Genomic DNA, 13,621 nt, shown 5'->3' with positions numbered 1-13,621 from the left:
CTCAAGTCCGAACGAATTATTTTCTCTTGACACCCGGCAGCTATTCGTGAACACCAGAGCCTCTGGACTGATCCTGACAGCGGTGACTGTACAGCGTCGAACGAATCATATTACCGTCTTCATACGAGGTCGTGGAAACATTCGATTTCACCCACATGTCGTCAGTCCACAGCTCTTGGCCGTAGACTTCCCGAATGGATCATCATCCTTAAGTTTTCAAACCCTACAGGTTGGCCATCGGTTACTCGAGGAAGTTCGGATTGAACAATATCCTCAAAAACTTCGCCTCGCTTTTTCCTTGACAGCACGTGTACGATATGCGATCAAAACGACGGAAACCTTCCTGGCGGTCCGTTTTGCAGCCTGAAGAGCCGTTACGAATATTTTATGTAATGTAGCAAGGTGGCGACTATGTTGCGGTATTTAAATGCAGGTGAATCTCATGGGAAATGTTTAATGGCTGTCCTGGAGGGGGTTCCTGCCGGGTTGCCGTTAACGGCGGAAGAAATTGATGCAGACCTTGTGCGGAGGCAGGGCGGATACGGGCGCGGCGGGCGTATGCGTATCGAGAAAGATCGTATTGAGTTTTCCTGTGGTGTTCGCAAAGGGAAAACTCTGGGAAATCCGTTGGGTCTGACCATTCGAAATAAAGATTGGGAAAATTGGAAAGATATCATGGCGGCGGAGCCAGGTCCGCCCGTGACCGAACGAGTCGTGACTCGTCCACGACCGGGGCATGCCGATTTGGTCGGAGCCATTAAATATGGCCATCGAGATATTCGTAATGTCCTGGAAAAGGCTAGTGCCCGTGAAACAGCCATTCGAGTGGCGATCGGGGGAGTCGCAAAAGCCTTGTTGGCGCAATTTGGGATGAGAGTCGTCAGCTATACCACGGAAATTGGGAGTGTGCGGGCACCTGAGGCGACGGATCCCTTGATGGCCTATGAGCAGGCCGAACAATCGCAGGTACGTTGTCATGACTCCCAATCCGGTGAGAAAATGATTGAACTGATTCGGTCGGCCAAACACAAGGGGGATTCTTTGGGGGGCGTGTTTGAGGTAGTGGTGACGAATCCACCTATCGGTCTAGGCACCTATGCCCAATGGGATCGCAGGCTGACAGCCCGGTTAGCCATGGCGGCGATGAGTATTCAGGCCATGAAGGGAGTGGAGATTGGGATGGGGTTTCAAGCCGCCAGAAGTTTTGGGTCAGAAGTTCATGATGATATCTATCCTGGCGAAGACGGTCAAACATTTCTGCGTAAAACCAATAACGCCGGAGGGCTGGAAGGCGGTATTACGAATGGTCAACCAATCGTGCTCCGAGTTGCCATGAAGCCCATCGCGACTCTTTATAGCCCAAAGAACAGTGTCGATATTGAAACCAAGAAGCCTTTTGAGGCGACCGTCGAGCGTTCAGATATTTGTACTGTACCGGCTGCTGGAGTGGTCGGCGAGGCTGTGATTGCTTTTGAGATGGCGAATGTGATGGTTGAAAAGTTCGGTGGCGACAGCCTTGACGAGATGAAGCGAAATTTTGATGCGTACCAGGAATATGTCCAATCATTTTAATGCTGTCTAGTCCACTCCTCTTGCGGATTGCCGAACCCTTATCCATGGTTCAGTATTTAATGATTCGTCAATATGTACGAATGTCCAATGGGGACTTCAGACAACCATAACCAGTCATCTTTCATGAAAGCGCGATCACGTCAGCATCATGCTCTCTCGACCGTTCATGTGGAATTGGGGAGTCGGAGCTATCCTATCTATATCCAAGAAGCCTTGCTCCAAGATATTGGCTTGCGTTTACGAGAGGCCGATCTGTCGGGACGAGTCGCAGTCGTCACGAACGCTACCGTTCGCCGCCTGTATGGGAGCCGCGTAGAACGATCACTCAAACGGGCGGGATATCGTCCGTTGGTCATCGAAATCCCTGATGGTGAGCGTGCCAAAACCTTGAGCTGGGCCTCAAAGATCATGGACCAACTGGTCACCCAACGTTTTGAGCGATCCGATGTTCTATTGGCCTTGGGCGGTGGGGTGATCGGAGATATCGCGGGCTTCGCTGCCTCGATGTATTTACGTGGTATGTCGTTCGTGCAAGTCGCAACGACTTTGGTCGCGCAAGTGGACTCGAGTGTTGGAGGAAAGACCGGGGTCAACCATCGCTTGGGTAAAAATTTGATTGGAGCATTTTACCAGCCGAAGTTAGTGTTGATGGATACCGACACGCTGCGTACCTTGCCCAAACGAGAGTGGATCGCTGGATTAGCCGAAGTGGTGAAGTATGGGATCATCTATGATCGTGAATTTTTTCAGTACCTGGAGGACCATCTCGAGGAGGTGCTTCGGTTGGACACGTGTTCCGTTCAATACATGATCAGACGCTGCTGTGAAATCAAGGCCGAAGTGGTGGCGAAGGATGAACGAGAGTCAGGTTTGCGTCGTATCTTGAATTATGGCCATACGATCGGGCATGCACTTGAATCGTTAGGCGGCTATCGACAGTTGATCCATGGGGAAGCTGTAGGGATTGGGATGGTGCAAGAGGCGGAATTGTCCAATAGTCTGGGGCTCTGTTCATCCACAGTTGTGCGACGGCAACGAGACCTCGTGCGGAGAGTGGGATTGTCCGATCGGCTTCCAGATGTGCGGTTTTCTGATTTATGGACAGCCATGCAATATGACAAGAAAGTGGTGAAAGGGAACATTCATTGCGTCTTGCCGAGGGCGATTGGGCGAGTCGACGTGAGGCAATTGGATCGTCAGGAAGTCAAACGATGGTTTGTTCGTGAACGAGCACGGACATGATCAACGAGTAAACTGCTTATGCCGCATAAACGTCCTCAAACAATCGACTCCTTGAAGCAGGCCTTGCGCGAACGTACGCGAGAAGTTGAAGTCCTTCATCGTATCAGCGAATCGATCAGTAGCACGCTTGAATTGGAAGCCGTCTTAAAGCAAATCGTGGAAGTGGTCGTCGAGGTGACGAAATCCGATGCTTGCCTACTGTATCTGTTCTCAGATCGACGAGACGAACTGATTTTACGAGCTTCAAAGAACCCTCATCCGAAACTCATTGGGCGTGTGTCAATCGGAATCGGAGAAGGTATAACAGGATGGGTCGCACGAGAAAACACTCGTGTGGTGATTCCTAAGAACGCGAGTGAAGATCCACGGTTTAAATTGTTTAATCGTTTGCCTGAAGATCGGTATCAGGCATTCGTATCTGTGCCAATCGTGAATAAAGGGGTCGTGGTTGGGGTTATTAACGTTCAGCACAAGCGTGCAAAACGCTACAGCGAAGAAACGCTCGCGTTGTTATCAACCATCGCCAATCAAGTGGGTGGGGCGATCGACAATGCGAGGCTGTACGAAGAAATGCGTGCTCGGGCTCTACAACTCGATACGATTTCCCATGTATCCGAGACGGTCGTGTCGAACCGGCTGATCGATGAAGTCCTGCAATTGATCGTGACGTCGACAGCGCATATGACGAATTCCAAAATTTGCTCCATCATGCTCTTGGATGAACAGAAAGGCGAATTGCGGATCGAGGCCACGCAAAGCCTGAGTGAACGGTACCGGCGAAAACCCGCGCTGAAAATCGGACAGAGCATCAGCGGACGGGCCATCAAGGAAAAACAACCTGTGTATGTGCCAGATGTCCGAACCGAGGGGGGATATTTTTACAAAGATCTCGCAAGGCAGGAAGGATTGTGTTCGCTGGTCTCCGTCCCGATGATGATGAAGGACAAGGCCATCGGTGTGATCAATAGTTATACGTCGTCAACGTACGAGTTTACTTCCGAGGATATCAAGGCCTTGCAGGCCATCGCCCATCAAGCGGCAGTGGCGATCGCGCACACCAACGTTGTGGAAAAGTCATTCGAAATGCAGGAAGCGTTAGAGGTTCGTAAACTTGTCGAACGCGCCAAAGGCTATATCATGAATTCAAGAAAATTATCCGAGCCGGAGGCCTTTCAACTCATTCAACGACAAAGCATGAATCTTCGGAAGTCGATGCGTGAGGTGGCTGAGGCCATTATCCTTTCAGAGGAATTGCAATCGGCCACACGGTCTTAAAAAACGAGGAGGTCGAAGATTTTTTGTTTCAATCATCGGGGTTTGTGATGCGTGAAAAGATGGATTGTGCTATCGTTTATCTTGATTGTGTGTGAGACAATGGCGTACTTGTCAGTACGCACGCATGTCATCGTAGGACAATGGCGTCCTCACTCCAGTGGAGTAGAGGGCGTTTTTTTATGAAGACATTACGTATCGCGATGGTTCAGATGAATCCCACACTAGGGGACCTGGACGGCAATACTCAGAAGATCTGCGGGTGGATGAAAGAGGCTCGTCGAGTTAAAGCTGATGTCGTCGTGTTTCCCGAACTGGCGATCACCGGGTATCCCCCGGAAGATCTGTTGCTGAAACCACGATTTTTGTACGATGCGCATCGGATGGTCGAACGTATCGTTCGGCAGAGTGCGGATCTCTGTGTTGTGGTCGGCTGTCTCGCGGGCCATTTTAGAAAGGATCTCTTATCGACGCGTACGATGCCGTCGGCGCTGAACCATCTTTATAACGCGGCAGCGGTGATCTCAGAACAGCAAGTCTTTGGCACGTATGCCAAACGCTATTTGCCGAATTATGGAGTGTTTGATGAGCGCCGATATTTTCATGCTGGTCATAAAATCCCGGTATTCGTGATCGGAGGTGTCAAGGTTGGCGTCAATATCTGTGAGGATATTTGGTACCCCGATGGTCCCACCCGGGCGCAAACTCTCGTGGGAGGAGCGGAGCTGATTTTCAACATTAATGCTTCGCCCTTTCAGTCGGGAAAAAGACAAGATCGAGAGAGAATGTTGTCGGCCCGCGCTCGTCAGAATGGGGTGTGGTTGAGCTACACCAATATGGTGGGTGGGCAAGATGAGCTGGTGTTCGACGGGGATAGTATGTTGGTAAACGAAAAAGGAGAAGTGATCAAGCGTGGAAAGGCGTTTGAAGAGGATTTTCTGGTCTCCGATCTTTCGTTTGGTCAGACAAAGCCTCGTCAAATATCCGTGAAAGCGAAAGATCGAGCAAGCCGAAAGTTTGGAAAGTATCTTCAGCGGGTTGTGGTGTCGACAGTCTCTCGAACTCGATCGAAGAAACCGTTGGCGTATGAATCAGCGGAAGAATTGAATACGCTGGAAGAAATCTATCGAGCGCTGGTACTCGGCGTGGGAGACTATGTGAGGAAGAACCGGTTTACGAAGGTGCTGATCGGAGTCAGTGGCGGGATTGATTCGGCCTTGACGGCGGTGATCGCGCGAGATGCTCTTGGGGCTGAGAATGTGATCGGTGTCATGATGCCTTCACCTTATACATCACGCGCCAGTAAGGAAGATGCGCGGGCTTTAGCCAAAGAACTGGCCATTCAACTTCACACCATGCCCATTGGGCAACTCTTTCGAGCATACCTTCGAGCACTGAAAAAGACTTTTCATGATCGACCCTCTGATACGACAGAAGAAAATCTTCAAGCAAGGATTCGTGGGAACCTGCTCATGGCCCTTTCAAATAAATTCGGTCACCTGGTCTTGACGACCGGCAACAAAAGTGAAATGAGCGTGGGGTATGCCACCTTGTATGGGGATATGGCGGGGGGGTTCGCCGTGATCAAAGATGTTCCTAAGACCGTGGTCTTTGACTTGGCGCGGTGGAGGAGTCAGTATCAAGGCAGCCGGTTTGAGACACTCACGATTCCCCAACGTATTCAAGATCGGCCTCCATCGGCCGAACTTAAGGATAACCAACTTGACCAGGATACGTTACCGCCTTATCCGGTCTTAGACGAAATTCTGAAAGCGTACATTGAAGATGACTGCGCTCCAGCAGAAATTTCCGAACGGGGATTTCCCCTATCGACAGTGAAACACGTCATCGCCATGGTCGATCGAAGTGAATACAAGCGACGTCAAGCGCCTGTCGGGATTAAAATTACGCCACGTGCTCTGGGAAAAGACCGGCGGATGCCCATCACGAACCAGTACCCCCATTCTTAAAAGCCCTGATGAAGAAACGGTATAGGCTAGCCGATGGATGATCGAATTGACGCCAAGAATCTTGCTACCTCCGTTTCCGGTGGGAAACTATCGTCTGGCCAAATCCTGATTCAAGATCAACGCGACATCTTACGCTCTCTACTCATGGGGGGCGCTTCAGGTGCTGAAGTTGTTCAGCGCTTTACGGATTTTGTTGACGATCAGTTAATCGGTCGATACCGACACATCGTTCAGCGAGCGAATGCGGACAGGGGAGCGGAGTTGCAGCGTTGTTGCCTTGTGGCGGTTGGTGGTTATGGACGAGGAGAGTTGGCGCCATATTCAGATATCGATGTCATGATCTTGTCAGAGGTCAGCGGGCTTGAAGTCTTGGACGAATTATCGAAAGGTTTATTTCACCATTTATGGGATCTTGGCTTTCAAGTCGGGCATAGTGTTCGGTCTTCCGGTGAAGCCTTGGCTTTGGCTGACACGGATCTATCGGCTAAAACATCCTTGATGGAGTCACGCTTCCTGGCAGGGAGTGCAAGGGTGTTTCAAGACTTTCAGCACCGTTTCATACGTCGAAATTTAGGGAAAAATGTGCACCAGTTCATACAGCACAAAGTGGAAGAGCGAGAGCGTGATTACGCGAAGTTTGGAGAAACCGTCTTTTTACTCGAACCGAATATCAAAAAAAGCAAAGGCGGGCTTCGAGATCTTCATCTCCTTCAATGGGTCGGCCTGGCCAGGTACCAGATGGGAACGATTCAAGATTTGACGAATCATGGTGTCTTGGCTAGAAAAGATATGGTGGCGCTACATGAGGCTCGAGAACTGTTGTGGCGTATTCGATGTCTGATGCATTTTGAGGCTGGACGTGCACAGGATATTTTGTCCTTTGAGGATCAAGAACGTTTAGCCGCGAGTTTTGGCATGAGCGATCAAACGCATTTGCTCGCGGTCGAGCAGTTTATGCAGCAGTACTATCGTCATACAATCGGTCTTCATGAGCGATGTCTGCGATTCGTGGACAGGACGAGAAAGATTTCTTGGTGGAAACGATTGAACAACGTGTTTCCCGGCCCATTGATCGAGGGATATTTTCGTGAATTTGAAGGCCGTTTAACGGTCGTTCCCGAGAAATTGACAGAAGTTTTGGGAAGTCCGGAGCTCCTCATTCGTCTGTTTCTCCTTAGCCAAGAGCGAAGAATGCCCATTCATAGTCAGACGATCGACGAACTCCATGAATATTTAGAAGACATCCCCAATGAAGCCTTTCACACACCGGTCGTCAGTAAAATATTTCGTGAAATTCTTGCGAATACGGGGCGAGTGGCCGATACCTTGACGGCCATGCATCGCGCCAAACTTCTCGAGAAGCTCGTGCCGGCGTTTGCTCGCGTTCGAGGACTGATGCAATTCAATCAGTATCATAAATACACCGTTGATGAACATAGTTTGATTGCCGTACGAGAGGCTGAGTTGTTAGACGGTAACGAAGGGACGTTAGGGGAAGTCTATGGCCAAATTCAACAAAAAGATCTTCTGCATCTGGCGCTTTTACTTCATGACTTAGGAAAAGGAAAGCCAGAGGATCACAGCGAAGTCGGAAAGGTCATCGCACAGAAGACGTCAGACCGTCTTGGATTGAAGCAAGACGAACGTCTACTCCTCGAGTTTCTCGTTCACAAACATCTCTTGATGGCTCATACGGCGTTTCGGCGAGATATCCATGACGAAAAAGTCATCAAACGGTTTGCCCGGGAAGTTAAGACTCCGGAAGTCTTACGTCAATTTTTGATCTTGACGGTGGCAGATATCGCAGCCGTCGGACCCGATGTGATGAATAAATGGAAAGAAACCCTTTTAGTGGACCTGTTTTCTCACACTCATACCATGCTTTGCCAAGAAGGGGAGCCTTCTCATGACAGCCAGGAAGAACTGCCTTATCACGAAATTACCAGGCTGATGAGGGAGCGAGGCCAAGAAAATCTTGAGGGGAATCCTCACAAAACTATTGAAGATACGTGGGTGCGAGAGCAATTGTCTCTCTTTCCGACTCGATATCGCTCGAGCACATCTACAGACCGAATGGCGGTACATCTTGCTGCGATTAAACGATTGTCGAGCGATGTTCCTCTCGTTGAAACCACTTTTCACCAAGAATTAAATATCACGGAATATACGCTCATCGCTCACGGGGGCAATAAACCTGGAATTTTCATGAATATGACAGGTGTGCTGGCGGCGCTGGGCCTGGAAGTGCTCGATGCACAAATTGTCACGAGAAAAGATGGTGTGGTCGTGGATTCGTTTTCGGTGAAAGATCCTGATTACGAGGGACCGCCACCCCCAAGAAGACTGGAGCGAGTCAGTCAAGCGATCATCGCTGTGTTGAAAGGTGACGCGACAGTCGATCAAATATTCGAACGTGGGAAGCGGGTCACGTTTGGTCGTCAATATCCAACAGGTCGAAACAAAACTGAGGTGAAGCTGGATAATGACAGCTCTGATCGACATACCATCATTGAAGTGTTCGCCGACGACAAGCAAGGATTGCTCTTTGTGATTGCTCGAACGTTGGCGGGTTTGGGCTTATCTATTCATTCCGCGCGGATTAGCACGCGGCTTGATCAGGTTGCCGATATCTTTTACGTCACGGCCGAAAGTGAAAAGATTCAAGACCCTGATGCTTGCACCAAGATTCAACAAGCAATCCTGAAAGAGGTTGACCTATTTCTTGACCAACAAGGGTGATAGGCGACTGCCTCCATCAATCTCTCTCTCTCTTCTTTGTGAGAAGTTTTTAGGTTCCGCTCCCCACGAGTGCATCTTGAAGCAAGTTTGTGTGATGATTTTGCTCGATGAGTTGCTTTGTCATTTCGAGCACTCTGGTGAATCCACTTTGGTTGAAGTCATGAATCAGGCGAAATTCAAGCCGACTGTCTTGATTGAAAATGAGTGTTTCACATCGCTCGATGGAAAGATGCTGAGAAAGGCCAAGGGGGCGACTTAGTCGTTGTAATGGATCGGTGAGCAAAGGGAGGCGAAGGCTGAATTCAGGGGGAGGCCATGGGAATTCGTGATTCCTATCGTGGTTCAAGAGTGCAATCAGGCGAGCGTGGGTGTTGAGAAAATCGTCGCTCTGCGACTTGAGTAACCTGGTTTGAGTAACTGTGAGCGACTGAATGCAACAAAGAACGAAATATTCGCCTTCGAAACTCGTGAGAGAGGAAAAGGACAATGTACCGTCCTGCAAGATTGGCACGCGCCAGAGTGGAATGTGTGTTCCGATTTTCATGATAAACATCCTCCTGCTATCAACAAGGGGTTATGTGGACTGATAATGCTTCGTTCAAGAAAGCGATCATTGAGGTCCTTTGTCAGGTTGCGGACAGTGAAAGCCTGTCACGTTTTCCTGGGGTTTTTTCTAGGAGAATCTTCACAATGCGGGGATGGCCAGGAGGCATGGAGAGGCGGGGGATGAAGAGGAGCCACCTGGCCAAGGAAAAGATTTTTCCTGTCCCCAGAAGAGGAAGATCAGGGAGAAATGGGCGCTTTTATATACCTTTCGTATTATGAATATGATATCAATTATCATTATCATAATATAGGATATTTAACTTGTCAATAGCGTTTCAGTGACAAGACTTGATGTGAAATGATGATCAACTGAGTTTCTGGATAAAAGTTGTTGAAATGATTATGATAAGTTATTTCAATAAAGTTGAAATTGAGTATCAATGTTAGTTATTAATACCTAGTATTTTGTATTGACTTTCTTGTGCGTTTCCCTGATAATGATGGAAGGGTAGTTTTTGAGGTGAAAATCACAAGAAATTTGGTTAAATTCATGAGGTCTATGTTTATGCGCTTCGGGAAAGGAGGCCGGTTATGAAGGGGAAAAAGGGAGTCGTCGATTTATTGAACAAGATTTTGACGGAAGAACTCACGGTCATTAATCAGTATTTTTTACACGCACGGATGTGTGAAAACTGGGGGTTTGAGCGACTCGAAGAAAAGGTAAGGGAGCGAAGCTTTGGTGAGATGAAGGACGCTGATCGGGTCATTCGGCACATCCTGTACCTGGAAGGTTTTCCCAATGTACAAAAATTGGGGAGGGTCACGATTGGCGAAACGGTACCAGAACAGTTGAAACTCGATCTTATCAAGGAAAAAGAAATGGTAAAGCTCATGACCGAAGGCATTGAGCATTGCGTCAAGGTCGGGGATTACACCACGCGTCATATGCTCGAAGAGATGGTGACGGACGAAGAGGAGCATATCGATTGGATCGAGACTCAACAAGAGACTATTAAGCAAATTGGTCTCGAAAACTATTTGAGCGAGCAAATTAAGAAGGAAGGCTAACTGGGAGGGCGAATCATGAAAGCCAAAAAAGGCGTTATTGATTATTTGAACAAAGTGCTCACCAATGAGCTGACGGCGATTAATCAGTATTTTGTTCATGGCGAAATGTGTGAAAACTGGGGGTATGAACGTCTTCATCACGCCATCAAAGGACATGCGATTGACGAAATGAAGCATGCAGAGGAAATGATTGAACACATCTTGTATCTTGAAGGTGTTCCCAATATGCAGCGATTAGGGAAGATTAGTATTGGCGAGACAGTGCCGGAACAATTGAAAGTCGATTTGAAGCTGGAAATAGAAAATCTTTCCCTTCTGCGAGATGCCATTACCCACTGTGCGTCAGTGGGTGATTATACGACCCGACAAAAATTGGAAGTCATCGCTAAAAGTGAGGAGGAGCACATCGATTGGATCGAGACCCAACAGGAAACCGTGAAGCAAGTCGGTCTCGAGAACTATCTCAGTGAACAGATCAAGGACAAGAGTTGAGTCTATTGGCCAGGACTACTTGAGAGATTTAACCGAACGTAGCCGAGGGAGGTCTTTGAGGCCTCCCTCGGTTTTTTTATGCCATGCTTTTCCGGAAACGATGTGAAAAGGATTGGGGTGTGCGGTCTTGTATTAAGGCTTGCGACGTGATGGCGACTCGACAGGCGTTGCAGACCCAAAACGCGCCTGTCGAGGCCAGGCTTTCTTTTCCGCACTGAGGACAGAGTTGGATTTTCATGATAGAACTCCTTTCGTTTGCGTGAGAATGCGTGAAAATGTCTTTCTGATTATGAGAGGCATAGATGTCGTGTACCATTTACACGCGAGAACCAAATAAAATTCGTCCCGATTGCGTCTGCATGAATTTCTGAATCATGACGTCGATGGTTTCTTTCACGTGCTCACGGGCCTGGTCGACGACAACCATGGTTCCATCATCCAGATGTGCGACGCCCTGCCCCGCGAGATCTCCTTCTTTATTGATGTACACGCGAATCACTTCTCCCGGTAAGACCGGAGGCTTCAGTTGGTAGGACAATTGATTGACGTTCAAGGTTTGAATGTGTTGAAACGAGGCGACTTTCGCCAAATTCCAATCATTGGTGACAATTTTTGCATGCTTGATCTTGGCGAGTCTGATCAGTTTTTCATCTACCATTGAGATCTCCGGAAAGTCTTCTTCCCCGATAGAGACGTGAAGGTGGGGTAGTTGTTGCAGTTTGGCTAACACCTCCAGTCCCCTTTTGCCGCGGGCTCGTTTCCAGGCTTGCGATGAGTCGGCAATATGTTGCAGCTCTCCCAAGACAAAGGTGGGAACGAGTAATGGTCCTTCGAAAAACTCGGTTTCGCATAGATCATACACACGTCCATCGATGATCGTGCTGGTGTCGAGGATTTTAAGGCCATGTGGAACTGTTTCAGATGACGGGACGGATGGCGTCGGGGTGTCAATGCGTCCTTTTGGGGTGCTGAGCGAGTGGAACAGATAGGGAAAGATGAGCATGCTCGTTAAGCAGAGAGCCGGGACCAAGCGCTCGGAACCGGGGAAGATAAGAGAGAGCGTGCACGAGAAGGCCAATACCATGATCACCGCGAGAGTCCATCTTTGTAAGGCCTGGTTAGAAACGAACGCGGAACGTCGCTGAAGCATTCGCACGACCCACGTGGTGCAAGAGCCTACGGCAAGGCCGATGGCGCCACCCCATACTCCGGCCTGCCAATGCCAATCCCATGTGAAGAGACTGAATCCCGTCCCGATAGTGAGGCAGACGAGAGGAAAAATCAGTTCATGTCCGCCTGTTGGATTTTTTGCGGTTCTGTCCGCCTGTCCGGACTTGAGTAGCGACATGGAAACAGAGGTCGTCCCATTGGTCTTTCCGGGCGTCGCCAGTACCGATTGGCGGCTATGGGAAATGTTTGAGGTAAGGGTTTCGTTCATGTTTTGTGCCTTTTTGAGCGAGGAGTGGTTTCTGGAATGTGATGGTTGATCGTAGGAAGGTTTCTGCGTGTCATATGCAGGTCCTTGGGGTTTGAAGGGGCCTTGAATGATCCATTCCGGGTTACTCGATGTGTGATGGGGCACGGAAACGAACGTCGGTCCGGCTGTCCTGTTGCGGACGAATGGAGGATCGTGCAGAGGCAGTTTTTCTGCTCTAGCTCGTGCATGATCTGAGAAAGAAGTTCCAGTCCAGATGCGTCTATCATACTGACCGCTTTGAGGCTGATCGAGAATTCTCGAAACCCCATCTGGTAGGCTCGTTGCACTGTGGTCGAAAACTCCATGGCTGACTCAGCGTGAAACGCTCCGTGGATATTGATCGTAATCGTGGTGTTCTCGAGGCGTTCAGAAATCATGGGGACCTCCTTTGGGTCGTGCCATTGTGCCGGCATCGATGTCGGATTGCTATGCGTCTGCCACAGTGTGGCAGGTCACAGGCAAAATGAATGCTGATGTACAGGCATTCATCTTTCCTGCCAGGCATGGGTAGTTCTTGCACTATGAAGCTTCGCATGAGTATCTCACTTTCTCAGTAATGGTGGTTGAGAGACGTCGTGGCCATCGGCGGCGCGTAAGATTCGTGGGCATAGACATGAGTTATTCAGGATATGTGGTCTCATACGGCACGATATCGCAGGCGCATCCTTCAACTTTTTGATCAACCCACATTTCCATCCGGCCATCGCCGTTTCGGTCATGCCAGTAAAACAAGGGATGTTCCTTGGTATACACGACGGTATTGCCATAGGCGCTGTGCTCAGAAATAATAATTTGCCGCGCCGTCTTGTAGTCGATGAGGCCGTTGCCTTTGAGTGAATACTCTCGAAAATACAGACCGGCTATGATGTTCACATCTTCATGAATCAGCAGGGTTTCATCCGGGTCTATTGGTGGGAAAGCCCAGGTCATGTTCGTGGTTCCCAGAGCAAGGAATAGGGTAGCGTTTGCGAGAATGTGAAAAAGCATGTGCTGAAATCGCCTCCTGAGTGAAAGGAGAAAGCCTTCCTCCTTAATTGATATGAATTATGATTATCATTTTCAATATAGGTGAATGCACGATGATAGACCATGTTGGTTGAACGGAAAAAGATGTTCAAATTCCGGATTCGATGCGGAAAAACCAGAAAATACGGAGATTTGTGATCGGATGGTAATTTACCGTCCAGGCATGTCGAAAATCAGGATCGCGGGAACGCATTATATCGAACGGGCTTGGGATATT

Annotated in this window: 13 protein-coding genes; 8 read left to right on the top strand and 5 right to left on the bottom strand. The window is 49.0% G+C overall.

Annotated features, from left to right (window positions below; genetic code table 11):
* The first annotated feature begins 46 nt into the window (after positions 1–46).
* The 6 genes from MRJ96_02705 (at position 47) to glnD (ending at position 8,795) form a co-directional block, all read left to right on the top strand.
* Positions 47–367, top strand: coding sequence for an AMIN domain-containing protein (locus tag MRJ96_02705; protein MDR4500352.1), 321 nt, complete (start codon positions 47–49; stop codon positions 365–367).
* A 44-nt stretch (positions 368–411) separates the two neighbouring features.
* A complete protein-coding gene (gene aroC, locus MRJ96_02700) occupies positions 412–1,572 on the top strand; it encodes a chorismate synthase (GenBank protein MDR4500351.1) in 1,161 nt (386 codons plus the stop codon).
* Between the two features lie 123 nt (positions 1,573–1,695).
* Positions 1,696–2,814, top strand: coding sequence for a 3-dehydroquinate synthase (gene aroB, locus MRJ96_02695; protein ID MDR4500350.1), 1,119 nt, complete (start codon positions 1,696–1,698; stop codon positions 2,812–2,814).
* Positions 2,815–2,832: 18 nt separating this feature from the next.
* Complete coding sequence (locus MRJ96_02690) at positions 2,833–4,089, top strand: GAF domain-containing protein (GenBank protein MDR4500349.1); 1,257 nt, start codon at positions 2,833–2,835, stop codon at positions 4,087–4,089.
* 179 nt (positions 4,090–4,268) lie between these two features.
* On the top strand, positions 4,269–6,056 hold the full coding sequence (locus MRJ96_02685; protein ID MDR4500348.1) for an NAD+ synthase: 1,788 nt from the start codon (positions 4,269–4,271) through the stop codon (positions 6,054–6,056).
* A gap of 33 nt (positions 6,057–6,089) precedes the next feature.
* Entirely contained in the window at positions 6,090–8,795 is a 2,706-nt protein-coding gene (gene glnD / locus MRJ96_02680; GenBank protein ID MDR4500347.1) for a [protein-PII] uridylyltransferase, read from the top strand.
* A 49-nt stretch (positions 8,796–8,844) separates the two neighbouring features.
* Here glnD and MRJ96_02675 read toward each other — a convergent pair whose 3' ends face one another.
* Positions 8,845–9,339: a hypothetical protein gene (locus tag MRJ96_02675; protein MDR4500346.1), complete on the bottom strand. Its 495-nt coding sequence runs from the start codon at positions 9,337–9,339 to the stop codon at positions 8,845–8,847.
* A 593-nt stretch (positions 9,340–9,932) separates the two neighbouring features.
* Here MRJ96_02675 and bfr (MRJ96_02670) point away from each other — a divergent pair.
* Positions 9,933–10,409, top strand: a complete 477-nt coding sequence (gene bfr / locus MRJ96_02670; GenBank protein MDR4500345.1) for a bacterioferritin — start codon at positions 9,933–9,935, stop codon at positions 10,407–10,409.
* A gap of 15 nt (positions 10,410–10,424) precedes the next feature.
* A complete protein-coding gene (gene bfr / locus MRJ96_02665) occupies positions 10,425–10,901 on the top strand; it encodes a bacterioferritin (protein ID MDR4500344.1) in 477 nt (158 codons plus the stop codon).
* A gap of 76 nt (positions 10,902–10,977) precedes the next feature.
* Here the strand turns inward: bfr (MRJ96_02665) and MRJ96_02660 are convergent, their stop codons facing one another.
* The 4 genes from MRJ96_02660 to MRJ96_02645 all read right to left on the bottom strand — a co-directional run bounded on the left by MRJ96_02660 (position 10,978) and on the right by MRJ96_02645 (position 13,308).
* On the bottom strand, positions 10,978–11,139 hold the full coding sequence (locus MRJ96_02660; GenBank protein ID MDR4500343.1) for a hypothetical protein: 162 nt from the start codon (positions 11,137–11,139) through the stop codon (positions 10,978–10,980).
* 78 nt (positions 11,140–11,217) lie between these two features.
* Positions 11,218–12,339, bottom strand: a complete 1,122-nt coding sequence (locus MRJ96_02655; protein MDR4500342.1) for a hypothetical protein — start codon at positions 12,337–12,339, stop codon at positions 11,218–11,220.
* Entirely contained in the window at positions 12,336–12,755 is a 420-nt protein-coding gene (locus MRJ96_02650) for a hypothetical protein (GenBank protein MDR4500341.1), read from the bottom strand. The genes MRJ96_02655 and MRJ96_02650 overlap by 4 nt, the downstream gene beginning before the upstream one ends.
* Positions 12,756–12,996: 241 nt before the next feature.
* Positions 12,997–13,308, bottom strand: coding sequence for a hypothetical protein (locus tag MRJ96_02645; protein MDR4500340.1), 312 nt, complete (start codon positions 13,306–13,308; stop codon positions 12,997–12,999).
* Positions 13,309–13,621 lie beyond the last annotated feature (313 nt).

The sequence above is a fragment of the Nitrospirales bacterium genome (assembly GCA_031315865.1).
Taxonomy (GTDB): domain Bacteria; phylum Nitrospirota; class Nitrospiria; order Nitrospirales; family UBA8639; genus JAGQKC01.
The sequence above is the reverse complement of the archived record's forward strand: the minus strand, read 5'-3'. Positions and strand labels throughout refer to the sequence as shown.